Below are 24745 nucleotides of genomic sequence, written 5' to 3'. Positions count from 1 at the left end.
AACGGGTTGTTGCGCGGCGTGGCGTCCTGCCGACCGCTGAACCAGCGGTTTTAGCCGCCCAATGGCGCCGGACGCGGATGCATCACCGCGCGCTGGCGCTCCTCTTCCAGGAATTTCATGATGATCGGGGCCACCGCTTCAGCCCGGGTAATCAGGAACAGATGCCCGTCATCGATGATGTGCAACTGGGCATTGGGAATCCGCCAGGCCAGCACGCGCATGTTGATCAACGGGATCAGTGGGTCATCGTCGCCGGCCAGTACCAGGGTCGGCTGGCGGATCTTGTGCAGCCAGTGGATGCTGGTCCAGCCGAGGCCGGCGAACAGCTGCCAGTAGTAACCGAGCTTGCCCGCCGAACGCACCTTGGCCGCATGGCTGGCGGCCAGCGTCGGGTCGCGACGGAACGCACCACCGTAGATCATCGGCGCAATGCGGATCACGTGGGATGGCTGGATGTAACGTCGCGGGCTGGCCATCATCCACAGTACTTTCGGTTTGCCCGGCACCATCACTGCACCCGCCGCCGTCGCGGCCAGCACGAGTTTCTTGCAGCGCTCCGGATAGTCGTAGGCGAACTGTTGGGCCAGGGCGCCCCCCCAGGACACGCCGATGACGTTGACCTGCCCGTAGTCGAGATAGTCGAGCATCCGCGCCGTGAGCTTGGCCAGCCCCGGAAAACGATACGGCCGGTTCGGCGTCGACGAACCGCCGACGCCGGGTACGTCGAAGGCGATGACTTCCAGGTCCGGGTCCAGCGCCGCGATGAATGGGAACACCAACTCCAGGTTGGCGCCGATGCCGTTGAAAATCAGCAGGGGCGTCAAGTGAGGCTTGCCGGGGCGTACCGCCGTGCGGAGCGTCTGGCCATCCAGATCGACGGTACGGAATATGAAGGGTTGCGGCATGCTTCTGGCCCTGTGGGTCGCTTTCTCAAATTCTTCCTCGATCCCCTTGTGGGAGCGGGCTTGCTCGCGAATGCGTCAGGTCAATCGACATCAATGCTGAATGATCAATTGCTTTCGCGAGCAAGCCCGCTCCCACAGGAGGATGAGGTGTGTCAGTTACCGCTCGTGTACATAAGTGCCCGGTGCGGCTTCACCCGCTGGATAGGCCTTGTTGCCCAGTTTCAGCGGAGCTTTTTTCAGGTTGCCCGAACGCTGTGCCTGCCACGCCTGCCAGTGCAGCCACCAGGAATCGGCGTGCTTGGTCGACTCTTCCTGCCAGTCATCGGCATTGGCGGGCATTTCGGTGCTGGTCATGTAACGCGATTTCGGATTGCCCGGCGGGTTCAGAATGCTCTGGATGTGCCCGCTGCTGGACAGCACGAATTCAACGTTGCCGCCGAACAGTTGCGCCGACTTGTAGCAGGAGCGCCACGGAGTGATGTGGTCGCTGGTGCCGGCCAGGGAGAAGATGTCGGCGGTGACCTTCTTCAGATCGATCGGCGTTCCGCACACTTCCAGTGCATCGGCACGGGTCAACGGGTTACTTTTGAACATTTCGATCAGGTCGCCATGGAACGCGGCGGGCAACCGGGTGGTGTCATTGTTCCAGAACAGAATGTCGAATACCGGCGGCTCGTTGCCCAGCAGGTAGTTGTTGACCCAGTAGTTCCAGATCAGATCGTTGGGGCGCATCCAGGCAAAGACTTTCGCCATGTCGCGGCCTTCGAGCACACCGGCCTGGTAAGACTGGCGCTTGGCGGCTTCGAGGGTTTGCTCGTCGACGAACAGGGCCACGTCGCTGTCCAGGGTGGTGTCGAGCACGCTGACCAGCAGGGTCAGGGCGTTGACCTTGTTCTCGCCGATTGCCGCGTAGTGGCCCAGCAGCGCGGTGCAGGTGATGCCGCCGGAGCAGGCACCGAGCATGTTCACGTCTTTGCTGCCGGTGATGGCGGTGACCACATCAACCGCTTCCTTGAGCGCTTCGATGTAGGTCGACAGACCCCATTCGCGCTGCTCCTTGGTCGGGTTGCGCCAGCTGACGATGAAGGTCTGCATGTTGTTGCGCAGGCAGAACCGCGCCAGGCTTTTTTCCGGGCTCAGGTCGAAAACGTAGAACTTGTTGATCTGCGGCGGTACCACCAGCAGTGGGCGTTCATGCACCTGCTCGGTGATCGGCTTGTACTGGATCAGCTCCAGCACGTCGTTGCGAAAGACCACCGCACCCTCGGTCACGCCAAGGGTCTTGCCGACCTCGAATGCGCCCATGTTGACCTGGCTCGGCATTCCGCCGTTATGCACCAGGTCCTTGGCCAGATGCGAGAGGCCGTCGAGCAGGCTCTTGCCACCGGTTTCGAAGAAGCGCTTGACCGCCGCCGGGTTGGCCGCCGTGTTGGTCGGGGCGAAGGCCTCGGTCATGAGGTTGATCACGAAGTGCCCGCGGCTGACGTCCTTGGCCGGCAGGTTACTGTCGTCGATCCAGTCGTGGAGTTCCTTGCGCCACGCCAGGTAGGTTTGCAGATAACGTTTGTAGAGCGGGTTCTGGCTCCAGGCCGGATCCGCGAAGCGACGGTCATCGCTGGTCGGCAGCAGCTCGGATTTGCCGAGCAGCACGTTCTTGAGTTCAAGGCCGAAATGCGCGACATGCTTGGCGCTGTGAATCGGTTGCTTGATGGCCTGCCTGAGCACCATTCGAGCAGAAGCCAGTAGATCCTTTCCACGCAGTCCAACGACAGGATTCAGCCCCAAGGTGTTTTCCGAGGCTTGACTCTTCAAGTCATCGTTATTCTTGTTACTCATCTACGACGCTCCATTGTCCTGAGACGAGTACCGGGTCCTGCTGTGTAGTCACACAGCCAATGCCAGGTACTACTGCTCGGGGTGACCGTTAATACTGCATCGCTGCTTTTTTAATGCAGAGAGCACTGCAGGGAACTTGCCAGTTCCATTGGTTACCCGAGTTTAATTTTTTTCGCAAGCAGGCCAATCGGCGGCCCTGGAGCGGAGCATTCAAACAGATGAAATTAGAAAATGCCCTCTAAAGAGCAAGAGGCTCGGATTAGAGCATCAGCTTGACGACGGATTCGTTCGGGTCGCGGGTTTTTCCGGCGGCTTTTAGCTCGGCCAGATAATCTTCCCAGAGTGCGTCATAACGTCGCCCCAGTTCGTACAGATATTCCCAGGTGAACAAGCCGCTGTCGTGGCCGTCGTCGAAGGTCAGTTTCAGTGCGTACTGACCGGCCGGTTCTACTTTGGTCAGTCCTACGTTGATCTTGCCAAATTGCAGGATGGGTTTGCCGTGGCCCTGGACCTCGGCGGAAGGAGAATGCACGCGCAGGAACTCGGCGGGCAGGGTGTATTCCTCACCGGACGCGTATTTGAGCGACAGGGTTTTCGAGGCTTTGTGCAGCTTGATGTCGGTGGGGAGTTGGGTCATGAGCGCCGTTCCGTTATGGATGGAACCCTGTAGGAGCGAGCTTGCTCGCTCCTACAAGTATGGCTTACAGGATATAACGGGACAGGTCTTCGTTCTGCGCCAATTCACCGAGGTGGCTGTTGACGTAGTCGGCGTCGATCTGGATTACCTTGCCGTCATGGACACTGGCCAGGTCGCCGGCGCTGAACGACACCTCTTCAAGCAGGCGCTCGAGCAGGGTGTGCAGGCGACGGGCACCGATGTTTTCGGTTTTCTCGTTGACCTGCCAGGCGATCTCCGCGATGCGCTTGATCCCGCTCGGCTGGAACTCGATGTCCAGGCCTTCGGTTTTCAGCAGTGCGCAGTATTGCTCGGTGAGCGAGGCGTGAGGCTCGCTGAGGATGCGTTCGAAATCCTCGGGGCTCAGGGCCTTGAGTTCGACACGGATCGGCAGGCGGCCTTGCAGCTCAGGCACCAGGTCGCTCGGCTTGCTCAGGTGGAACGCACCGGAAGCAATGAACAGGATGTGGTCGGTCTTGACCATGCCCAGCTTGGTGTTGACGGTGCAGCCTTCGATCAGCGGCAGCAGGTCGCGCTGTACGCCTTCGCGGGACACATCGACGCCACCGGAATTACCGCGTTTGGCGACCTTGTCGATTTCGTCGATGAACACGATGCCATGCTGCTCGACTGCTTCCAGGGCCTTGGCCTTCAACTCTTCATCGTTGACCAGGCGGCTGGCTTCTTCGTCGCGCACCAGCTTGAGCGCTTCCTTGACCTTGAGCTTGCGGGCTTTCTTCTTGCCCTTGCCCATGTTGGCAAACAGGCTTTGCAGCTGGTTGGTCATTTCTTCCATGCCCGGTGGCGCGGAGATATCGACGCCGGCCATTTCGGCGACTTCGATTTCGATCTCCTTGTCATCCAGCTGACCTTCGCGCAGGCGCTTGCGGAACAGCTGGCGGGTGTTGGAGTCGGCAGTCGGGGCGTCGTCGCTGCTGAAGCCCATGCGTGCCGGTGGCAGCAGGGCGTCGAGGATGCGCTCTTCGGCGGCGTCTTCGGCGCGGTGGCGAACCTTGACGATTTCCTGCTCGCGCAGCAGCTTGATCGCAGCATCGGCCAGGTCACGAATGATCGACTCGACGTCGCGGCCGACATAGCCGACTTCGGTGAACTTGGTCGCTTCGACCTTGATGAACGGTGCATTGGCCAGTTTGGCCAGGCGACGGGCGATCTCGGTTTTACCGACGCCGGTCGGGCCGATCATCAGGATGTTCTTCGGCGTTACTTCAACGCGCAGCTCTTCAGGCAGCTGCATGCGGCGCCAGCGGTTGCGCAGGGCAATGGCGACGGCGCGCTTGGCATCGTCCTGGCCGATGATGTGGCGATTGAGTTCGTGGACGATTTCACGGGGAGTCATGGACATAGTATTTAAAGGACCTCAAGCAAGAATGAGCCGTGGTGCGGTGGCTGCACGGGCTTACTCGGCGCAGTCCTGCTCCTCAATGGTCTGAGTGTGATTGGTGAATACGCAGATGTCGGCGGCGATGCCGAGGGCGGTTTCGACGATTTCCCGGGCCGACAGATCGGTTTTCTTCAGCAGCGCGCTGGCAGCGGCCTGGGCGTAACCGCCGCCGGAACCCATGGCGATCAGGCCTTCTTCGGGTTCAACCACATCGCCGTTGCCGGTGATGATCAGGGAGGCGTCTTTGTTGGCGACCGCGAGCATGGCTTCAAGGCGGCTCAGGGAGCGGTCGGTGCGCCATTCTTTGGCGAGTTCGACGGCGGCACGGACCAAATGGCCCTGATGCTTTTCAAGCTGGCCTTCGAAACGTTCGAAGAGGGTAAAGGCGTCGGCGGTGGCACCGGCAAAACCGGCAATGACCTGGCCGTGGTACAGGCGGCGAACTTTTTTCGCGTTGCCTTTCATCACGGTATTACCAAGGGAAACCTGGCCGTCGCCGCCCATGACGACTTTGCCGTGGCGGCGAACTGAAACGATGGTGGTCAAGGGAAGAGTCTCCACGCAGCGGGGCGAAAATGCCTTATGCAAACTCATATGGGGGTGGTGGAGCGTTTTTCAACCGTAGGGCGCGGCGGGGGACGAATGGCGTGCAATAACTGTGGCGAGGGGGCTTGCGCCCGCTGGGGTGCGAAGCGCCCCCAAAACCCGGACACCATGTTGCTTCAGACAAGTCCGGAATTCCGGTTTTGCGGCCGCTGCGCGACCGAACGGGGGCGAGCCCCCTCGCCACAGGGTTTTGTGGGCAACCTCAAGCAAGGTGCCCACAGGGAGCGTTATCGGCTTTGGCGTTGTTGTAACAGCAAGTTGCTAAAGCCTGCGCCCGCCAATTGTTTCTGCGCAGTGGTCAGTTGTTCGCGGTTGCTGAACGGTCCGACCAGTACTCGATACCAGGTTTCGTCCTTCACCGTGCCGGACTCAACCGCCACGGCCTGGCCCAGCAGGATGATCTGCGCCCGAACCTTGTCCGCATCAGTCTCTTTGCGGAACGAGCCAGCCTGCAGGAAAAACTTCGTCACAGGCGCAGCCTTGACCGGCGGCGCAGGAGGCGGAGTAATCCCGGCCAAGGCAGCCTGGGCGCGAGCCGTGTCGATCTTCGCCGCTTCGGCCGGGGTGACCGGCGTGGTCGGGATGGCCGGCACTTGCGGCGTCGGCAGGGTTTTTTCCGGCACGGCATCCGGCGGCACGATGACTTCCGATTCCGGCAGCAAGGTGTAGAAGTCGTACTTCGGCTTCACCGGTTGCGTCGGGCTCGGCGGGGTCTTGTTGGCCTCGGCGATCTTGCTGGCTTTCTGCTGTTGCTGTTGCTCGACTTTTTCACGCTTGACCGTGTCGCTGCCTTTGCCCGGTTCCAGCTTCATCAGGAATACGATGAAGGCGCCGACCGTCAGGCCGATGGCCATCCACAGCCAGCCCGGGATCGGTTGCTTTGCAGGAGCTTGGTAACGGCTGGCGCCACGTTTGGGTGCAGGTTTTTTCTTGGCAGCCAACTTACATACGCTCCAGAGTTTCCAGGCCCAAGAGTTCCAGGCCTTGCTTGAGGGTGCGTCCGGTCAGCGCGGCGAGGCGCAGGCGGCTCTGCATTTGTGCCGGGGTATCGGCGGCGAGGATCGGGCAGTTCTCGTAGAAGCTGGAGAACAGGCCGGCGACGTCGTACAGGTAAGTGCAAAGGATGTGCGGGGTGCCTTTTTCGGACACGTTGTTCAGGATCTCGCCAAACTGCGCGAGCTTCGCCGCCAGTTCGTGTTCGTGTGCCGCTTCCAGAACGATCTGGCCGTCGACTTCGCTGAAGTCCTTGCCGAGCTTGCGGAACACGCCGGCCACGCGAGTGTAGGCGTACAGCAGGTACGGCGCGGTGTTGCCTTCGAAGTTGAGCATAAGGTCGAAGTTGAAGCTGTAGTCACTGGTGCGATGTTTGGACAGGTCGGCGTATTTCACTGCGCCGATGCCCACCACCTTGGCGATGTTGCGCAACTCGGCTTCGGCCAGCTCCGGGTTCTTGTCCTTGACCAGGGTGTAGGCGCGCTCCTGGGCTTCGGTCAGCAGGTCGATCAGCTTCACGGTGCCGCCATCACGGGTCTTGAACGGACGACCGTCAGCGCCGTTCATGGTGCCGAAGCCCATGTGTTCCATTTCCATCGGATGGGTCACGAAACCGGCCTTGCGCGCCACGGCGAACACTTGCTGGAAGTGCAGGGCCTGACGCTGGTCGACGAAGTACAGCGCGCGATCGGCCTTCAGCTTGCCGCTGCGGTAGCGCACGGCCGCCAGGTCGGTGGTGGCGTAGAGGTAGCCGCCGTCAGCCTTGACGATGATCACCGGCAGCGGGTCGCCGTCGGCGTTCTTGAACTCGTCGAGGAACACGCACTGTGCGCCGTTGCTCTCGACCAGCATGCCCGCCGCTCTCAGATCGTTGACCACGTTGATCAGGTCGTCGTTGTAGGCGCTTTCGCCCATCACGTCGGCCATGGTCAGTTTGACGTTGAGCAGTTCGTAGATCTTCTGGCAGTGGGACAGCGAGATGTCCTTGAACTTGGTCCACAGTGCCAGGCAATCGGCGTCGCCGGCCTGCAACTTGACCACCAGGCCACGGGCGCGGTCGGCGAACTCTGCGGATTCGTCGAAGCGTTGCTTGGCGGCGCGGTAGAAGTTCTCCAGGTCCGACAGCTCGTCGCTGGTGATCGGGTTTTCCTGCAGGTAAGCCATCAGCATGCCGAACTGAGTGCCCCAGTCGCCGACGTGGTTCTGACGGATCACGGTGTCGCCGAGGAATTCCAGTACACGGGCCACGCCGTCGCCGATGATGGTCGAGCGCAGGTGGCCGACGTGCATCTCTTTGGCCAGGTTCGGTGCCGACAGGTCAACCACGGTGCGCTGCACCGGGCCGGCCTTGCGCACGCCGATGTGGGCGTCGGCCAGGGCGGCGTCCAGGCGGGTCGCCAGGGCGTCGGTGTTCTGGAAGAAGTTCAGGAAGCCTGGTCCGGCGATTTCGGTCTTGGCGACATTTTCGTCAGCCGGCAGCGCGGCAATGATTTTTTCCGCCAGATCGCGGGGCTTCATGCCGGCCGGCTTGGCCAGCATCATGGCGATGTTGCTGGCGAAATCGCCGTTCTTCTTGTCGCGGGAGTTTTCCACCTGGATCGCCGGCGACAGGCCTTCAGGCAACACACCTTCGTTGACGAGTTGGGTGATGGCTTGTTGGATCAGCTGGCGAATGGTGTCTTTCATGGTCTTCTCTTTCGACCGCAGGCGCGGCGGCGCATCATGCGCTGGTGGAAAAACTGGGCATTATCCGTTGCGAAGACGGGCTTGCCAACCATAGCAGGCAGGATATGGATGTGTGGTGACAAAAGGGGCAAAGATCGCAGCCTTCGGCAGCTCCTACGCTGATCGCGCTTTTCTGTAGGAGCTGCCGAAGGCTGCGATCTTTTAAACTTTCAATACAAATCGACTGGATCGACATCCAAAGACCAGCGCACCGCTCGTCCGCTCGGCATCTGCTCCAGCGCCAGCAACCAACTGGCCAGCAATCGATGCAAGGGTGCCCGCGCCGTAGCCTGTACCAACAGCTGCGCACGATAACGCCCGGCCCGGCGCTCCATCGGTGCCGGGACCGGTCCCAGTAATTCGATCCCCGTCAGATTCTGCTCGGCCAGCAATCGCTCCGCCTCGCTGCAAGCCTCATCCAGGAAGCCTTCGGCCTGACCCGGTTTGTGCGCCTCGGCCCGCAGCAGCGCCAGGTGCGCAAACGGCGGCAATCCGGCCGCACGGCGTTCGCTCAAGGCCTGTTCGGCGAAGGCGAAATAGCCTTGCTCGGTCAATTGCACCAGCAGCGGATGGTCGGCCAGGTGCGTCTGAATAATCACTTTGCCCGGCTCTTCGGCGCGACCTGCGCGGCCGGCGACCTGCACGATCAGTTGAGCCATGCGCTCGCTGGCGCGGAAGTCGCCGGAGAACAGGCCACCGTCGGCGTCGAGGATCGACACCAGTGTCACCCGTGGAAAGTGGTGACCTTTGGCAAGCATCTGCGTGCCGATCAGGATGCACGGCTGGCCTTTTTGAATGGTCGCGAACAACTGGTTCATCGCATCCTTGCGCGATGTGCTGTCGCGGTCGACCCGCAGCACCGGATAGTCCGGGAACAGAATCGCCAAGCGCTCCTCGGCCCGTTCGGTGCCGGCGCCAACGGGGCGCAGATCGACCTTGTTGCACTTCGGGCACTGGCGCGGCACGCGTTCGACGTAGCCGCAATGGTGGCAGCGCAGCTCGCCGTAACGCTGGTGCACGGTCATCCGCGCATCACAGCGCTGGCACTCGGACATCCAGCCGCAGTCATGACATAGCAGGGTCGGGGCGAAGCCGCGGCGGTTGAGGAACACCAGGACCTGCTGCCCGGCAGCCAGGGTCTGGCCGATGGCTTGTTGCATCGGCCCGGAAATGCCGCTGTCCAGCGGGCGACTTTTGACATCCAGACGCAGGAAACGCGGCTGTTTGGCGCCGCCGGCTCGCTCGTTCAAGCGCAGCAGCCCATAGCGGCCGGTGTAGGCATTGTGCAGGCTTTCCAGCGAAGGGGTGGCGGAGCCGAGGACAATCGGGATGTTTTCCTGTCGCGCCCGCACCAACGCAAGGTCGCGGGCGTGGTAGCGCAAACCTTCCTGCTGTTTATAGGAACCGTCGTGCTCTTCGTCGATGATGATCAGGCCGGGGTTCTTCATCGGTGTGAACAGGGCCGAGCGGGTGCCGATGATGATGTCGGCCTCACCGTCCCGGGCGGCCAGCCAAGCCTCAAGGCGTTCGCGGTCATTGACCGCCGAATGGATCAGTGCGATACGGGCATTGAAACGCTGCTCGAAGCGCGCCAGGGTCTGCGGGCCGAGGTTGATTTCCGGGATCAGCACCAGCGCCTGCTTGCCGGCCTCGAGGGTTTCGCGGATCAACTGCAGATAGACTTCGGTCTTGCCGCTGCCGGTGACACCGGCCAGCAGGAACGCGTGATAACTGTCGAAGCCGGCGCGAATCGCCTCATAGGCGGCACGCTGCTCCGGGTTCAGCGGGAGTTCCGGTTGCGCCAGCCAGTGTTCGTGGCGTGCGCCCGGGGCGTGCCGGCGGATCTCGACCTGCACCAAATCCTTGGCCAGCAGCAAATCCAGGCTGTCCTTGCTCAGCATCAGTTTGCTCAGCAATTGATGGGCGACGCCATGGGGATGCTGGGCCAGCGTGGCCAGGGCTTCGCGCTGGCGCGGGGCGCGGGCGATGCGCGGGTCATCGAGGCTGGCCCCCGGCGCGACGGACCAGAAACGCTCCTGGCGCGCTTCGGCCAGTTCACCCTGGCGCAGCAACACCGGCAGTGCCCAGCTCAAGGTGTCGCCGAGGCTGTGCTGGTAATACTGGGAGGTCCACAGGCACAGCTTGAACAGCGCGGGCGGCAGCGGTGGCGTAGCGTCGAGCAGGGCCAGGGCCGGCTTGAGTTTCTCGACCGGCACTTCGCTGGTGTCGGTGACTTCCACCAGAATACCGATCATCTCGCGTCGACCGAACGGCACCCGCAGGCGCATGCCAGGGTGCAACTGGGCGCGCAGGATGCCGGCCGGTGCGCGGTAGTCGAACAGGCGGCGCAGCGGCGAAGGCAGGGCGAGGCGCAAAATGGCGTCGGGCACGCGGGGGATCTCGATCAACAAACAATAGGGGGGCGTGACATATAACCTGTAGGAGTGAGCCTGCTCGCGATAGCAATCTTGCAGTCAACATTGCGGCGACTGGCAGACCGCTATCGCGAGCGGGCTCACTCCTACAGGGGATCGCGTATTGGGCCGGGAGCCTAGCAGACGGTCGGTCTCAGGGACAGCTTGCGTGATTGGCATTGTCTGGTAGAATCCGCGGCCTAATTACGTGCGGTATTCAACAATAGTGTTGGGTGGCGGCACGCTAGCCTGAGGAAGACACCATGAAAGCTGATATCCATCCAGAATACCCAGCAGTTGCTGTTACCTGCAGCTGCGGCAACAAGTTCGAAACCCGTTCGACCTTCGGCAAAGCCCTGGCGATCGACGTTTGCAACGAATGCCACCCGTTCTACACCGGTAAGCAGAAGACTCTGGACACTGGCGGCCGCGTTCAGCGCTTCGCCGACCGTTTCGGTGCTTTCGGCGCGAAAAAGGCCTAAGGCCAATCAACTTGGGAAGCCGTTCCGGTTTTTCCATGCTGATAAAAAAGGCGTCCCTCGCGGGCGCCTTTTTTATGTCCGCGATTTGGCTGTCCGGTGCCCAGGCGTTTTGCCCGGCACCCAGCGGCCTGACGCCCGTCGCGGTGCAGCGGGTGGTGGACGGCGACACCCTGCGCCTGAGCGATGGCCGCAGCGTGCGCATGATCGGCTTGAATACGCCGGAGCTAGGCAAGAATGGCCGCTCCGACGAACCGTTCGCCGTGGTCGCGCGCAAGCGACTCGAAGCCCTGGTGGCGGCGAGTGACGGGCAGGTTGGTTTGCTGCCCGGCAAAGAAAGCAAAGACCATTACGGCCGCACCCTGGCCCATGTCTACGGTGCCGATGGTGCCAACCTTGAAGCGCAAATGCTCGCCGAAGGCCTGGGTTTTCAGGTGGCCGTGGCGCCGAATGTCGATCTGGTCACCTGTCAGCAAGCCGCAGAAAGCAGCGCTCGGCAGGCCGGGCTCGGTGTGTGGCGCCAGTCTCCTGTACTGAAAGCGGATCAGATCAATGCTTCCGGTTTCGCCGTGCTCAGCGGTCGTGTGAGCAAGGTGCAACGCAATCGCGGCGGGGTTTGGATCGAATTGCAGGATTCGGTTGTATTGAAGGTTGCGCCCAATCTGCTGGGGCGGTTCGATGCAGCCTCGCTGGAAAGGCTCGAAGGCAAGCAGATCGAGGCGCGCGGTTGGGTGCTGGATCGTTCGCGTCGTGGCGGACTGAAAGAAGGTCAGGCGCGCTGGATGTTGCCCTTGACCGACCCGACGATGCTTCAAGTCGTGCAGTGATTAAAAGTTGTGGACATTTTTTCTGTCGATTGTGAACAGTAGATCCCTTGTGTTCCGCGGCTCTTGGCCCAAAGTCGTAGGGCCGGGCGCTTGACAGGGGTGACCGGTCAGTCTTGTGGGGACTTTGCGAGGCGCGTATCCTCGCTGATCAGTCTGTCCAACAGTAAAAGCGGAATGCCAAAATGTCTGATCTGAAAACTGCCGCTCTCGAATATCACGCCAATCCTCGTCCAGGGAAGCTGAGTGTCGAGCTCACCAAGGCCACTGCTACCGCTCGCGACCTGTCGCTGGCCTACAGCCCGGGCGTAGCCGAACCAGTCCGCGAGATCGCCCGCGATCCTGAACTGGCCTACAAGTACACCGGCAAAGGCAACCTGGTTGCAGTCATTTCCGATGGCACCGCGATTCTCGGCCTGGGTAACCTCGGCCCATTGGCTTCCAAGCCAGTGATGGAAGGTAAAGGTGTACTGTTCAAGCGCTTCGCCGGCATCGACGTTTTCGACATCGAAGTCGACTCCGAAAGCCCGCAAGCCTTCATCGACACCGTCAAGCGCATCTCCATCACCTTCGGTGGCATCAACCTGGAAGACATCAAGGCACCAGAGTGCTTTGAAATCGAACGCGCTCTGATCGAGCAGTGCGATATTCCGGTATTCCACGATGACCAGCACGGCACCGCTATCGTGACCGCCGCCGGCATGATCAACGCCCTGGAAATCGTTGGCAAAACCCTGCCGGAAGCCAAGATCGTCTGCCTGGGGGCCGGCGCTGCCGCTATCTCCTGCATGAAGTTGCTGGTGAGCATGGGCGCCAACATCGAAAACATCTACATGGTCGACCGTACCGGCGTGATCCACTCCGGCCGTGACGACCTGAACCAGTACAAGGCTGTATTCGCTCACGCGACCGACAAGCGCACCCTGGCTGACGCCCTGCAAGGCGCTGACGTGTTCGTTGGCCTGTCCGGCCCGAACCTGCTGAGCGCTGAAGGCCTGCTGGCGATGGCGCCTAACCCGATCGTGTTCGCCTGCTCCAACCCGGATCCGGAAATCGCCCCGGAACTGGCGCACGCTACCCGTAGCGACGTGATCATGGCCACCGGTCGTTCCGACTACCCGAACCAGGTCAACAACGTACTGGGCTTCCCGTTCATCTTCCGTGGTGCCCTGGACGTTCGCGCCAAGCGCATCAACGAAGAAATGAAAGTGGCTGCGGCCAATGCCCTGCGTGAACTGGCCAAGCTGCCAGTACCTCAGGAAGTGTGCGACGCCTACGGCGGTGTCAAGCTGGAATTCGGTCGTGAGTACATCATTCCGAAGCCAATGGATGCCCGTCTGATCACCCTGATCTCCGATGCCGTGGCCAAAGCCGCGATCGAGACCGGTGTGGCGACCCTGCCGTATCCGAAGAACTATCCGCTCAAAAGCGTGGATGACGTGTTCAACGGATAAAAGCAGTCGCCCATAAAAAACCCCAGCCAAGTGCTGGGGTTTTTTATGGGCTCAAAGCGGCAAGTTACAAGCTGCAAGTTAAAAGCAGGTGCGGGCCACTAGCTTCCTCTTGTGGCTTGCAGCTGCTGCTCTAGAACAAATCGATCGGCGCCGCTTCATCCGCTGGCAGCGGGCTGCCAGGTGCCAGGCCGTTGCCCAGTTCGTTCCCCGACGGTGGCGTATCTTCGACCTTGAACAGTTCGAAGTAGGCCCCAGGCGTGCCCGGGCTGGCCGCGCGGCCGCTGATCGGGTCGACTCGCAGGCTGAGGATGCCTTCGGGCTCCGGTTGCGTATGTGGCGGTTTGCCTTTGAGCGCGGCGCCCATGTAGTTCATCCAGATCGGCAACGCGACGGTGCCGCCAAATTCCTTGCGACCCAGGCTTTCCGGTTGATCGAAACCGGTCCACACGGTCGTCACGTAATCGGCGTTGTAGCCGGAGAACCAGGCGTCCTTGGATTCGTTGGTCGTACCGGTCTTGCCGGCAATGTCAGGGCGGCCCAAGGCCAGTGCACGACGACCGGTGCCGAGCTTGATCACGTCCTCAAGCATGCTGTTGAGGATGTACGTGGTGCGCCCGTCAACGATGCGTTCGGCCACGGCGGGTGCTTGTGGCGCCTGCGTAGCACCCGGGGCTTCGCCCTGCGTTGCGTTGACCGTGAAGGCTTGAGGGGCGCTTGGCGCGGCAATGCCATCGCTGGCGGCGCCGCCCTGAGGCACGGTCGGCGGGTTGGCGACGAACAGCGTGTCGCCGTTGCGGCTTTCGATCTTGTCGATGATGAACGGGGTGATCTTGTAGCCGCCGTTGGCGAAGGTGCTCCAGCCAGTGGCGATTTCCATTGGCGTCAGGGTCGCGGTGCCCAGCGCCAGGGACAGGTTGGGTGGCAGGTCCTGTTTGTTGAAACCGAAGCGCGTGATGTAGTCGATGGTCTTGCCGACGCCCATCGCTTGCAGCAAGCGGATCGACACCAGGTTGCGCGACTTGTACAGCGCTTCACGCAGGCGAATCGGGCCGAGGAAGGTGTTGGTGTCGTTCTTCGGACGCCAGACCTTGTCCAGGTACTCGTCGACGAACACGATCGGTGCGTCGTTCACCAGGCTGGAGGCGGTGTAGCCGTTATCCAGTGCGGCGGCGTAGACGAACGGTTTGAAGCTCGAGCCCGGCTGGCGCTTGGCCTGCAATGCGCGGTTGTAGTTGCTCTGCTCGAAGGCGAAACCGCCGACCAGCGAACGAATGGCGCCGTTCTGTGGGTCCAGGGACACCAGTGCGCCCTGGGCTTGCGGGATCTGGCTGAACTTGAGCGAATTGTCCGGCTGACGCTGCACGCGAATCAGGTCACCGACCTGGGCCACGTCCGAGGGTTGTTTCGGGTTGGCGCCCATGCTGTTGGTATTCAGGAACGGCCGGGCCCACTTCATGGTGTCCCAGTTCACGTGTTCCTGGCCGGTGCGGGTCAGCACTTGCAGGCCGTTCTTGTCGACCTGGGTCACGATGGCCGGTTCCAGGCCGCTGATGGTGCGTTGTTTGGTCAGCTCGGTTGCCCAGGCTTCGCGAGTCTTGCCTGGCAGTCGCGAGTCAGGCCCGCGATAGCCGTGACGCTGGTCGTAGGTCATCAGGCCTTCGTGGACCGCGGTGTTGGCCAGTTCCTGGAGGTCGCTCGGCACCGTAGTGGTGACGCGGAAGCCTTCGGTATACGCGTCGCTGCCATAACGTCCGACCATTTCGGCGCGGGCCATTTCGGCGATGTACGGGGCGTTCACTTCCGGCGTCGGCACGTGATAGCTGGCGTTCAGCGGCTCGTTGACTGCAGTGGTGTAGTCGGCCTCGCTGATTTTTCCGAGCTTGTACATGCGCCCCAGGATCCAGTCGCGGCGCTCCTTGCTGCGCGCCGGGTTGGCCAGCGGGTTGAAGCGCGACGGCGCCTTGGGCAGGCCGGCGATCATCGCCATCTGCGCCAGGCTGACATCGCGGATCGATTTGCCGTAATAGACCTGCGCCGCCGCCTCGATGCCGTAGGCACGGTTACCCAGATAGATCTTGTTGACGTACAGCTCGAGGATCTCGTCCTTGGTCAGCTGGCGTTCGATCTGCAGAGCCAGGAGGATTTCGGTGGTCTTGCGCGAAAAGCTGCGTTCGCTGGACAGGAAGAAGTTCTTCGCCACCTGCATGGTGATCGTGCTGCCGCCGGACTGGATGTGTCCGCTTTTGACCAGCTGGGTCGCGGCACGCATCAGGCTGCTCGGATCGACGCCATAGTGGTTGGCGAAATTGTCGTCTTCAGCACTTAGTAACGCATTGATGAAGTTGGGGGGAATGTCGGCGAAACGGATCGGTGTACGGCGCATTTCGCCAAATTCTGCGATCAACTTGTTATCGCTGCTGTAGACCCGCAAAGGGATCTGCAACTGGATGCTTCTCAGCGCCTCCACGGACGGAAGTCCGGGACTAAGGTAGAGGTACGCCCCGCTCAGACCCAGAAGGAGTCCGCAGAAAACCGCGACGATGGACCAACCGAAAAACTTCAGCAGACGAATCAAGGCTTTTGGATATCCAGGGTAAAAAATGAATTGGGCAACAGGGTTCAGGCTAAATGAGAACGACCCGCGCTTGAGCAAATGCGGAAAAAAACGCTGGGCATTATAAGCATTTTTCTGATCGGGAGCGTGGCTGGCGCTGCTGTCAAGACGGGCGGATTGAACGCAATGGACATTGCAGAGTCCGTAACTCACGGAAAGTCATAGGGAATTGGTAGTGCCAGGACTCTTCAACAAAAAATCCAATACGCTGCTGGGCATCGATATCAGCTCCACCTCGGTAAAACTTCTGGAGTTGAGCCGTCAGGGTGAGCGTTTTCGAGTCGAGGCGTATGCGGTCGAGCCGTTGCCGATCGGCGCGGTGATCGAAAAGAATATCGCCGAGCTCGAAGGCGTGGGGCTGGCCCTTGCGCGTGCGCTGGCCAAGGCCAGAACCGGCCTCAAGAACGTGGCCGTGGCCGTGGCGGGCTCGGCGGTGATCACCAAGACCATCGAGATGGAGGCCGGTCTATCCGAGGACGAGATGGAAAGCCAGCTGAAGATCGAGGCTGACCAGTACATTCCTTATCCCCTGGACGAAGTTGCGATCGACTTTGAAGTCCAGGGCACCTCCGGACGCAATCCCGAGCGCGTCAACGTGCTGCTCGCCGCTTGTCGCAAGGAAAACGTCGAAGTCCGCGAGGCGGCCCTGGCCCTGGCGGGGCTGACCGCCCGTGTGGTCGATGTCGAAGCCTACGCGCTGGAGCGTTCATTCGAATTGCTGGCCAGCCGGCTCACGGTTTCCGGGGAACCTTCGACGGTTGCAGTGGTGGACATCGGCGCCACCATGACCACCCTGAGCGTGCTGCACAACGGGCGGATCATCTACACCCGCGAGCAACTGTTCGGCGGACGGCAGTTGACCGAGGAAATCCAGCGTCGCTATGGCCTGACGCTGGAGCAGGCGGGGTTGGCGCAAAAAAAGGGCGGTCTGCCGGGTGACTATGCCGGTGAGGTCTTGCAGCCATTTTGCGAGGCGCTGGTGCAGCAGGTGTCGCGCTCGTTGCATTTCTTCTTTGTCTCCGGCCAGTACAGCGCCGTCGACCATGTCCTGTTGGCCGGCGGTACCGCGTCGATCCCGGGGCTGGACCGTTTGATCGAGCAGCAATTGGGCACGCCGACCCAGGTCGCGAACCCTTTTTGCGAAATGACTCTGGGCAGCAAGGTCAATGGCGCTGCCCTGGCGAGTGATGCCCCGGCGTTGATGATCGCCTGCGGTCTGGCCCTCAGGAGCTTCGACTGATGGCACGGATCAACCTTTTACCCTGGCGCGAGGAGCGGCGTGAAGTTCGCCGCAAGCGCTTCCTGCTGGTCCTGGTGGCGGCAATGGTGGGTGCGATGGGTGCGGTGCTGGTCGCGAACCAGGTCATCAGCGGTGCCATCGACCGGCAAGTCGCCCGTAACGATTACATCGGCAAGCAAGTCGCCGTGATCGATGAACGGATCACCCAGATCAATGATCTCAAGGCGCGTCGTCAGCAATTGGTCGAGCGCATGGATGTCATCCAGGACCTGCAAGGTAATCGCCAAATCAGCGGGCGGATATTTGACCAGTTAGCGCGAGCCCTGCCCGATGGCGTGTATTTCACCGAGGTGAAAATGAGCGCAAAGACCTTGTCCATCACCGGCGCTGCTCAATCCAACAACCGTGTTTCAGAATTGATGCGCAACCTCGAGGCATCAGACTGGTTCGATGCGCCGAGCCTGACCGAAGTCAAGGCCAGGGCTGCGGGTCAGGTGGAGCAGGCCAACGTCTTCCAGTTGACCGTTCGCCAGACTCAGCCCGCAAAACCGGAGGAGGGCAAATGAGCCTGTCCGAATGGTTCGAAGGGCTGCGCAAGATCGACATCAATGACCTGGATACCAGCAACATGGGTTCCTGGCCGCCGGCGATCAAGTTTCTGGTGGCTGGTTTGCTCGTGCTTCTGGTGATGACCTTTGGCTATAGCTTTTCCACCCGCGACCTTGTGAGCCAGCTCGATCTCAAGCGCGAGGAAGAGTCGACTCTCAAGGAGCAGTTCGCCGGCAAAGCCCGCATGGCGGCAAATCTGGATCTCTACACCCAGCAGTTGAAGGAGATGGAGAACGCCTTCGACGTACTGCTGCGACAACTGCCCAGCGACACCGAAGTGCCTGGCTTGCTGGAAGACATCACGCGTACGGGCCTCGGCAGCGGCCTGGAGTTTGAAGAGATCAAGTTGCTGCCGGAGGTCGCCCAGCCGTTCTACATCGAACTGCCGATCCAGATCACAGTCACCGGGGATTACCACGACCTGGCCACCTTCGTCAGTGGTGTGGCCGGGTTGCCGCGAATCGTCACCTTGCACGATTTCGACCTTGCCCCCGTCAGCCCCAAGGGTGGCCCGAAGCTGCGCTTGACCATCCTCGCCAAGACCTACCGCTACAACGACAAGGGACAGCATCAATGAGCCCGGCACGTTGTTTTTCGGTGGTGGTGTTGCTGTCTGCCCTGTCCGGTTGTGGCGCAGGTGATGACTACACCGATCTGGACGCGTACATGAACGAAATGCGCCTGCACGGGCCGGGGAAGATTGAACCAACGCCGGTATTCCAGTCTCACCCGGCATTCACTTACAACGCGACGAATCTGCGTAGCCCGTTTTCGCCGCAGATCAGCACTGATCTGGTAGCCCGGCGGCGGGGTTCGCATGACGTCAAACCCGACCCGGGTCGGGTCAGGCAGTACCTCGAAGGCTTCAACATCGAGCAGTTTGAAATGGTCGGCACCCTTTCCAATGCAACGGGCTCCTATGCCCTGTTGCGCGGGGCGGGTGGGGTGCACCGGCTGAAAGTCGGCGATTACCTGGGGCGTAACGACGGACGGATCGTTGCGATCAGCGGCTCTCAAGTCGATGTGGTTGAAATTGTCCCTGATGGTCAGGGGGCGTGGCTGGAGCGCCCCCGGACCATTTCCTTGAAAGAGCACTCATAGTGGAACTCCAATAATGAACAGGATTCTTTCCACCGTCGGCCTTTCGCTATGGATAGCGTTGTTGTCGCCGATGGTGCAAGCGGCCAATCTCAAGGCGCTGGATGTCGCTGCGCTGCCGGGTGACCGTGTCGAGTTGAAGTTGTCATTCGATGCGCCACCCCCGGTGCCCCACGGCTACACGACGGATTCGCCGGCCCGGATTGCCCTGGATTTGCCGGGTGTCACCAGTCAGTTGGCCAGCAAGACTCGCGATCTCGGCAGTGGAAATGCCCGTAGTGCGACGGTGGTGGAAGCCCGGGACCGTACGCGATTGATCATCAACCTGACCCAGCCGGCCCCGTATGACTCGCGAATTGAAGGCAACAATTTGCTGGTAGTTGTCGGCCAGGGAGTCAAACCGTCGACATCCAGGCCGGCGGTTACCGCAACGTCGGTCCCGGCACGAGCCGCCGCGACGGCAGGCAAGGCCATTCGGGGGGTGGATTTCCAGCGGGGAACCCAGGGCGAAGGCAACGTGGTGATCGATTTGTCGGATCCATTGATTGCGCCCGACATACAAGAGCGCGAGGGCAAGATCATCGTCGGGTTTGCCAAAACCCGATTGCCCGAGCCATTGCGCGTGCGTCTGGACGTGAAGGATTTCGCCACGCCAGTGCAGTTCGTCAATGCCAGCGCGAGTGGAGATCGAGCCGTCATCAGCATTGAGCCCGGCGGCACGTTCGATTACTCGACCTATCAGACTGACAATAAGCTCACGGTCAGCGTTCGCCCGGCGACGGTCGACGAGCTGCAAAAGCGCAATGTCGGGCAACAGGCCTACAGCGGCGAGAAGCTATCGCTGAATTTCCAGGACATCGATGTGCGCTCGGTGCTGCAGCTGATCGCCGATTTCACCAACCTCAATCTGGTGGCCAGCGACACGGTCCAGGGGGGAATTACCCTGCGCCTGCAGAACGTACCGTGGGATCAGGCGCTGGATCTGGTGCTGAAAACCAAGGGGCTGGACAAGCGCAAGGTCGGCAATGTCCTGCTTGTTGCGCCGGCCGATGAAATTGCTGCCCGTGAGCGTCAGGAGCTCGAATCACAGAAGCAGATTGCCGATCTGGCACCGTTGCGTCGGGAGCTGTTGCAGGTCAATTACGCCAAGGCGGCGGACATCGCCAAGCTCTTCCAGTCGGTGACCAGTGCCGAAGCGAAACCCGACGAACGGGGGTCGATCACCGTCGATGAGCGCACCAACAACATCATTGCCTACCAGACCCAGGACCGGCTGGACGAGCTGCGCAGGATTGTCACGCAACTGGATATCCCGGTGCGTCAGGTGATGATCGAGGCGCGCATTGTCGAGGCCAACGTCGACTATGACAAAAGCCTCGGGGTGCGCTGGGGCGGCTCGATACAGAACAAGGGCAACTGGAACACCTCCGGCGTCAGCAACGGACTCAATGGGTCATCGACCATCGGAACGCTCGGCAGTACCAGCACCAATTCGCCGTTCGTCGACATGGGTGTAGCCAACAATACCTCGGGAATCGGCATCGCGTTCATCACCGATAACGTCTTGCTGGACCTGGAGCTGACGGCCATGGAAAAAACCGGCAACGGGGAAATCGTCTCGCAGCCCAAGGTGGTCACGTCCGACAAGGAAACCGCGAAAATCCTCAAGGGCACCGAGATTCCCTATCAGGAGGCCAGTTCCAGCGGCGCGACTTCGGTGTCGTTCAAGGAGGCTTCGCTTTCGCTGGAGGTGACGCCGCAGATCACGCCCGACAACCGGATCATCATGGAGGTCAAGGTCACCAAGGACGAGCCGGATTACCTCAACAAGGTCCAGGATGTACCGCCCATCAAGAAAAACGAAGTCAACGCCAAGGTCTTGGTCAACGATGGCGAGACCATCGTCATTGGCGGCGTTTTCTCAAATACTCAGAGCAAGGTTGTAGATAAGGTGCCATTTCTTGGCGATGTGCCGTATCTTGGCCGCCTTTTCCGGCGTGATGTGGTTTCGGAGAAAAAATCCGAGCTGTTGGTATTCCTCACTCCGCGTATCATGAATAATCGGGCGATTGCTGTGAGTCATTGATTCTGTGCGAAATTTGATTCTTGTTGGACCGATGGGTGCTGGAAAAAGCACCATCGGCCGGTTGCTGGCCAAAGAGCTGCGCCTGCCATTCAAAGATTCCGATAAGGAAATTGAATTGCGCACGGGCGCCAATATCCCTTGGATCTTCGATAAGGAAGGCGAACCGGGCTTTCGTGATCGCGAGCAGGCAATGATTGCCGAGCTGTGCGATTGCGACGGTGTGGTGCTGGCGACAGGCGGGGGCGCGGTCATGCGCGAAGCCAATCGTCGGGCACTGCATGCCGGTGGGCGAGTGGTTTATCTGCATGCGTCGGTCGAGCAGCAGGTCGGTCGCACGTCCCGCGACCGCAACCGGCCACTGTTGCGTACCGCCGATCCGGCCAAGACCCTTCGGGATCTATTGGAGATCCGCGATCCGCTATATCGGGAAATTGCCGACCTGGTGGTCGAAACCGATGAGCGGCCCCCACGAATGGTCGTACTCGATATTCTAGAGCGTCTGCAGCAGTTGCCACCCCGTTAAAGCGCCGCGCGAAATGCGCTATCCTCGGCGTCTCGCCATGACCGCTCAAGGTTGTGGCGGATGGCTACCGAACGGCGTCACACCAGCGGAGGCCGTGGATATTCGTTAACTCAGGGCAGAACGCCTGATTCCATCTTCACTGTGGGGACACATGCAGACACTCAAGGTCGATCTAGGCGAGCGCAGCTACCCGATTCATATTGGCGAAGGTTTGTTGGATCAGCCCGAGCTGCTGGCCCCGCACATTCGCGGACGGCAAGTAGCGATCATCTCCAACGAGACTGTTGCGCCGCTCTATCTCGAGCGTCTGACCCGCAGCCTGGCGCAGTTCTCGGTGATTTCCGTGGTACTGCCCGACGGCGAAGCCTTCAAGACCTGGGAAACCCTGCAGCTGATTTTCGACGGTCTGCTGACCGCCCGGCATGACCGCCGTACCACGGTGATCGCCCTCGGTGGCGGTGTGATCGGTGACATGGCCGGCTTTGCCGCCGCCTGCTACCAGCGCGGCGTCGATTTCATCCAGGTTCCGACCACGCTGCTGTCGCAGGTCGACTCCTCGGTGGGCGGCAAGACCGGAATCAACCATCCGATGGGCAAGAACATGGTCGGCGCCTTCTATCAGCCGAACGTGGTGCTGATCGATACCGCCAGCCTCAATACCTTGCCGGCGCGCGAGCTGTCCGCCGGGCTGGCCGAAGTCATCAAGTACGGGCTGATCTGTGATGAGCCGTTCCTGACCTGGCTCGAAGACAATGTCGACCGCCTGCGCAATCTGGACCAGCAAGCCCTGACCTATGCCATCGAGCGCTCCTGCGCGGCGAAGGCGGCGGTGGTCGGTGCCGATGAGAAAGAGACGGGCGTTCGTGCCACCTTGAACCTGGGCCACACGTTTGGCCACGCCATCGAAACCCACATGGGCTATGGTGTATGGCTTCATGGTGAGGCAGTGGCTGCTGGCACTGTAATGGCGCTGGAAATGTCCGCGCGACTCGGCTGGATCAGCGAGCAGGAGCGTGATCGCGGCATTCGTCTGTTCCAGCGTGCGGGGCTGCCGGTCATTCCGCCGCAAGAGATGACAGAAGCCGATTTCCTCGAACACATGTCCATTGATAAAAAAGTGATCGACGGTCGTTTGCGCCTGGTGCTGCTGCGCCACATGGGCGAAGCGGTGGTGACCGACGATTATCCGAAAGAGGTTCTACAGGCCACGCTGGGGGCAGACTACCGCGCCCTGGCTCAGCTTAAAGGTTAATAAGAACACGATGACTAGTTTGCATGCCGACGAGGCTTTCCTCGGCCATTACCAGTTGAGTCATGACCCTTTTGCTCCACGGGTGCCTGGCTTCAAATTTTTCCCGGCCCAGCGCAAACCCGTGCTGGGACAACTGCATCACCTGGCCCGCTACAGCCAGTTGCTGCTGGTGGTCACCGGTCCCGAGGGCAGTGGCAAGACCCTGTTGCGTCAGGCCCTGGTCGCCAGCACCAACAAGCAATCGGTACAAAGTGTGGTGGTTTCTGCCCGCGGCGCCGGCGATGCGGCCGGTGTGCTGCGCCAGGTGGCCCAGGCGCTGAGCGTCGGCCAGGCTGATGCCGACGCGATTCTGGCACAGGTGGTGCAGCTTGCACTGACCGGCCAGGAAGTCTATCTGCTGGTCGATGACGCGGAACAACTCGACGAGTCCGCCCTTGAGGCTCTGATGGTCCTGGCTGCCGGCGCGCCTGAAGGCCGCCCGCATGTGTTCCTGTTCGGCGAGACCTCGATGATCGGTCAGCTAGAGGCTTTGCATCTCGAGGAAGAGCGTTTCCACGTCATCGAGTTGCAGCCCTACACCGAAGAAGAAACCCGCGAATATCTGGAGCAGCGGCTCGAAGGCGCGGGTCGCGGTATCGAACTTTTCACCGCGGATCAGATCTCTGATATTCACGAAAGCTCGGAAGGTTGGCCTGGCAGCATCAATCAGGTCGCCCGCGATGCAATGATCGAAGCCATGATCGCCAGCCGCTCAGCGGTCAAGCGTCCAAAAATGGGGTTCAATATGCCGAAGAAACACGTATTGGCGATTTCCGCCGTGGTCGTGGTCGCGGTAGCTGCCGCCTGGTTGATTCCGGGTCGCAACAAGACACCGACCACCGGTGCACCGGCCAATGAACAGGCGCAACTGCCGCTAGGCCAGGGCCAGCCAACCGCGAATGGCGGTGCTCCGGCCGTCGAATTCGCTGGTAACACGCAGCCGATGCCATTGCCGTTGGTCGGTAACTCGCAACCGGTCATGCGCGCCCCGCTGGCTGAAGCGGCAGGTGGCATTACCGAGGGCGACGACGGCGTTCCGGTCGAGGGTTCCAGCGCTACGCCACCGACCGTTACCACTACCGCACCTCCAGTGGGCGTTCCTGCCGGCCCTGCGCCGACACCGACACCAGCAGCCAAGCCGACGCCTGCGCCGACTCAGGTCGCCACCGCCAAGCCAGCGCCTGCTCCTGTGGCCAAGCCTGCTCCAGCGCCAGCCAAGCCAGTCGTTGCGGCGGCGAAGCCTGCCGAGAAACCGGCTCCGGCGGCCAAGGCTGCTGGCGGCACCTGGTATGCCGGTCAGGCACCGGGCAACTACGTGGTGCAGATCCTCGGCACCAGCTCCGAAACTGCCGCACAAAGCTTCGTCAAGGAGCAGGGCGGCGAGTACCGTTATTTCAAGAAAGTCCTCAATGGCAAGCCGCTCTACGTGATCACCTACGGCAACTTCGCCAATCGTGATGCAGCCGTTTCCGCCATCAAGGCCTTGCCAGCGAAGGTTCAGGCTGGTAAACCTTGGCCTCGCACTGTCGCCAGCGTCCAACAGGAACTGGCAACAACTCGCTGAAGATTCGGCGGCCTTACCCAGGCCGCCTCTCCAAGCACCTCAAAATTTCTACAAGTGCACGCCGCCTTCAGGGGCTGTTGGCACTTGCTGACGACCGCGACGCAGACCCATTTGGCGCTGGGCAAGGCGCGAGGAACGCAGTTTGGTTTTTCCAAATAAGTTCCGAGCAACGCTGCCCAGCGCCAAATGGGGCGCGTCCCTTCGGGTTGCGCGCCAACATCCCCTGCGGCTGCGTGCCTTGTGGTGTCTGCGTCACAGTAGTCTTTGAGTCGTTGCGGTCAAAATTAAAAAAAGTTTTGACTAGCACAGCAGATCGCTTTAAACCTTTCACAAATGCGACATAGATTTGCGACATTTCGTCGTCAAATTTGTGAGCCTCTGTGTCGGTGTGTACAATGACCTCCCT

Annotated in this window: 20 protein-coding genes; 11 read left to right on the top strand and 9 right to left on the bottom strand. The window is 60.9% G+C overall.

What is annotated here, in order from left to right; all coding sequences use genetic code 11:
* Positions 1–50: 50 nt before the first annotated feature.
* The 8 genes from phaZ to KGA96_RS03920 form a co-directional block, all read right to left on the bottom strand.
* Positions 51–905, bottom strand: a complete 855-nt coding sequence (gene phaZ / locus KGA96_RS03955; RefSeq protein WP_046039626.1) for a poly(3-hydroxyalkanoate) depolymerase — start codon at positions 903–905, stop codon at positions 51–53.
* A gap of 156 nt (positions 906–1061) precedes the next feature.
* A complete protein-coding gene (phaC, locus tag KGA96_RS03950) occupies positions 1062–2741 on the bottom strand; it encodes a class II poly(R)-hydroxyalkanoic acid synthase (RefSeq protein ID WP_056725720.1) in 1680 nt (559 codons plus the stop codon).
* A gap of 259 nt (positions 2742–3000) precedes the next feature.
* Positions 3001–3378 carry a gamma-butyrobetaine hydroxylase-like domain-containing protein gene (locus KGA96_RS03945; RefSeq protein WP_046039629.1) on the bottom strand — a complete coding sequence of 126 codons (378 nt, stop codon included), beginning with the start codon at positions 3376–3378 and terminating at the stop codon, positions 3001–3003.
* Positions 3379–3442: 64 nt separating this feature from the next.
* Positions 3443–4780: an HslU--HslV peptidase ATPase subunit gene (gene hslU, locus KGA96_RS03940; RefSeq protein WP_046039631.1), complete on the bottom strand. Its 1338-nt coding sequence runs from the start codon at positions 4778–4780 to the stop codon at positions 3443–3445.
* A gap of 54 nt (positions 4781–4834) precedes the next feature.
* Positions 4835–5365, bottom strand: a complete 531-nt coding sequence (hslV, locus tag KGA96_RS03935) for an ATP-dependent protease subunit HslV (protein ID WP_046031180.1) — start codon at positions 5363–5365, stop codon at positions 4835–4837.
* A gap of 287 nt (positions 5366–5652) precedes the next feature.
* On the bottom strand, positions 5653–6366 hold the full coding sequence (locus KGA96_RS03930) for an SPOR domain-containing protein (protein ID WP_007975583.1): 714 nt from the start codon (positions 6364–6366) through the stop codon (positions 5653–5655).
* 1 nt (position 6367) lies between these two features.
* The gene (gene argS / locus KGA96_RS03925) at positions 6368–8104 is read right to left on the bottom strand and encodes an arginine--tRNA ligase (protein WP_046039634.1); all 1737 of its coding nucleotides are present in this window, start codon (positions 8102–8104) and stop codon (positions 6368–6370) included.
* Positions 8105–8313: 209 nt separating this feature from the next.
* Positions 8314–10533, bottom strand: a complete 2220-nt coding sequence (locus KGA96_RS03920) for a primosomal protein N' (RefSeq protein WP_223511685.1) — start codon at positions 10531–10533, stop codon at positions 8314–8316.
* A gap of 287 nt (positions 10534–10820) precedes the next feature.
* Between KGA96_RS03920 and rpmE the strand changes: the two genes are divergently transcribed.
* The 3 genes from rpmE (at position 10821) to KGA96_RS03905 (ending at position 13314) form a co-directional block, all read left to right on the top strand.
* The gene (gene rpmE, locus KGA96_RS03915) at positions 10821–11039 is read left to right on the top strand and encodes a 50S ribosomal protein L31 (protein WP_008047849.1); all 219 of its coding nucleotides are present in this window, start codon (positions 10821–10823) and stop codon (positions 11037–11039) included.
* A 35-nt stretch (positions 11040–11074) separates the two neighbouring features.
* The gene (locus KGA96_RS03910) at positions 11075–11863 is read left to right on the top strand and encodes a thermonuclease family protein (protein WP_223511683.1); all 789 of its coding nucleotides are present in this window, start codon (positions 11075–11077) and stop codon (positions 11861–11863) included.
* Positions 11864–12045: 182 nt separating this feature from the next.
* The gene (locus tag KGA96_RS03905; protein ID WP_223511681.1) at positions 12046–13314 is read left to right on the top strand and encodes a malic enzyme-like NAD(P)-binding protein; all 1269 of its coding nucleotides are present in this window, start codon (positions 12046–12048) and stop codon (positions 13312–13314) included.
* 130 nt (positions 13315–13444) lie between these two features.
* On the opposite strand, the gene KGA96_RS03900 is transcribed toward KGA96_RS03905, so the two are convergent.
* Positions 13445–15886: a penicillin-binding protein 1A gene (locus KGA96_RS03900; RefSeq protein ID WP_404942353.1), complete on the bottom strand. Its 2442-nt coding sequence runs from the start codon at positions 15884–15886 to the stop codon at positions 13445–13447.
* Between the two features lie 217 nt (positions 15887–16103).
* Here KGA96_RS03900 and KGA96_RS03895 point away from each other — a divergent pair, with 217 nt between their 5' ends.
* The 8 genes from KGA96_RS03895 to KGA96_RS03860 all read left to right on the top strand — a co-directional run bounded on the left by KGA96_RS03895 (position 16104) and on the right by KGA96_RS03860 (position 24339).
* Positions 16104–17168: a pilus assembly protein PilM gene (locus KGA96_RS03895; RefSeq protein WP_223511679.1), complete on the top strand. Its 1065-nt coding sequence runs from the start codon at positions 16104–16106 to the stop codon at positions 17166–17168.
* Complete coding sequence (locus KGA96_RS03890; protein WP_046039643.1) at positions 17168–17734, top strand: PilN domain-containing protein; 567 nt, start codon at positions 17168–17170, stop codon at positions 17732–17734. The genes KGA96_RS03895 and KGA96_RS03890 overlap by 1 nt, the downstream gene beginning before the upstream one ends.
* Positions 17731–18354, top strand: a complete 624-nt coding sequence (locus tag KGA96_RS03885; protein WP_223511677.1) for a type 4a pilus biogenesis protein PilO — start codon at positions 17731–17733, stop codon at positions 18352–18354. The genes KGA96_RS03890 and KGA96_RS03885 overlap by 4 nt, the downstream gene beginning before the upstream one ends.
* Complete coding sequence (locus KGA96_RS03880) at positions 18351–18878, top strand: pilus assembly protein PilP (RefSeq protein ID WP_046039648.1); 528 nt, start codon at positions 18351–18353, stop codon at positions 18876–18878. Before KGA96_RS03885 ends, KGA96_RS03880 begins: the two co-directional genes overlap by 4 nt.
* Positions 18879–18891: 13 nt before the next feature.
* On the top strand, positions 18892–20961 hold the full coding sequence (gene pilQ / locus KGA96_RS03875) for a type IV pilus secretin PilQ (protein WP_223511675.1): 2070 nt from the start codon (positions 18892–18894) through the stop codon (positions 20959–20961).
* Between the two features lie 4 nt (positions 20962–20965).
* Entirely contained in the window at positions 20966–21484 is a 519-nt protein-coding gene (gene aroK, locus KGA96_RS03870; RefSeq protein WP_046039652.1) for a shikimate kinase AroK, read from the top strand.
* A gap of 151 nt (positions 21485–21635) precedes the next feature.
* Complete coding sequence (gene aroB, locus KGA96_RS03865; RefSeq protein ID WP_046039654.1) at positions 21636–22736, top strand: 3-dehydroquinate synthase; 1101 nt, start codon at positions 21636–21638, stop codon at positions 22734–22736.
* 10 nt (positions 22737–22746) lie between these two features.
* Positions 22747–24339: an AAA family ATPase gene (locus KGA96_RS03860; RefSeq protein ID WP_223511673.1), complete on the top strand. Its 1593-nt coding sequence runs from the start codon at positions 22747–22749 to the stop codon at positions 24337–24339.
* Positions 24340–24745: the final 406 nt, after the last annotated feature.

This window comes from Pseudomonas sp. GL-R-26 (assembly GCF_019947365.1).
Classification (GTDB): Bacteria; Pseudomonadota; Gammaproteobacteria; order Pseudomonadales; family Pseudomonadaceae; genus Aquipseudomonas.
The sequence above is the reverse complement of the archived record's forward strand: the minus strand, read 5'-3'. Positions and strand labels throughout refer to the sequence as shown.

Coding starts and splice junctions, on each gene's coding strand:
- phaZ (WP_046039626.1), bottom strand. CDS start 905: ATGCCGCAACCCTTCATATTCCGTACCGTCGATCTGGATGGCCAGACG.
- phaC (WP_056725720.1), bottom strand. CDS start 2,741: ATGAGTAACAAGAATAACGATGACTTGAAGAGTCAAGCCTCGGAAAAC.
- KGA96_RS03945 (WP_046039629.1), bottom strand. CDS start 3,378: ATGACCCAACTCCCCACCGACATCAAGCTGCACAAAGCCTCGAAAACC.
- hslU (WP_046039631.1), bottom strand. CDS start 4,780: ATGTCCATGACTCCCCGTGAAATCGTCCACGAACTCAATCGCCACATC.
- argS (WP_046039634.1), bottom strand. CDS start 8,104: ATGAAAGACACCATTCGCCAGCTGATCCAACAAGCCATCACCCAACTC.
- rpmE (WP_008047849.1), top strand. CDS start 10,821: ATGAAAGCTGATATCCATCCAGAATACCCAGCAGTTGCTGTTACCTGC.
- KGA96_RS03910 (WP_223511683.1), top strand. CDS start 11,075: ATGCTGATAAAAAAGGCGTCCCTCGCGGGCGCCTTTTTTATGTCCGCG.
- KGA96_RS03905 (WP_223511681.1), top strand. CDS start 12,046: ATGTCTGATCTGAAAACTGCCGCTCTCGAATATCACGCCAATCCTCGT.
- KGA96_RS03890 (WP_046039643.1), top strand. CDS start 17,168: ATGGCACGGATCAACCTTTTACCCTGGCGCGAGGAGCGGCGTGAAGTT.
- KGA96_RS03885 (WP_223511677.1), top strand. CDS start 17,731: ATGAGCCTGTCCGAATGGTTCGAAGGGCTGCGCAAGATCGACATCAAT.
- KGA96_RS03880 (WP_046039648.1), top strand. CDS start 18,351: ATGAGCCCGGCACGTTGTTTTTCGGTGGTGGTGTTGCTGTCTGCCCTG.
- pilQ (WP_223511675.1), top strand. CDS start 18,892: ATGAACAGGATTCTTTCCACCGTCGGCCTTTCGCTATGGATAGCGTTG.
- aroB (WP_046039654.1), top strand. CDS start 21,636: ATGCAGACACTCAAGGTCGATCTAGGCGAGCGCAGCTACCCGATTCAT.
- KGA96_RS03860 (WP_223511673.1), top strand. CDS start 22,747: ATGACTAGTTTGCATGCCGACGAGGCTTTCCTCGGCCATTACCAGTTG.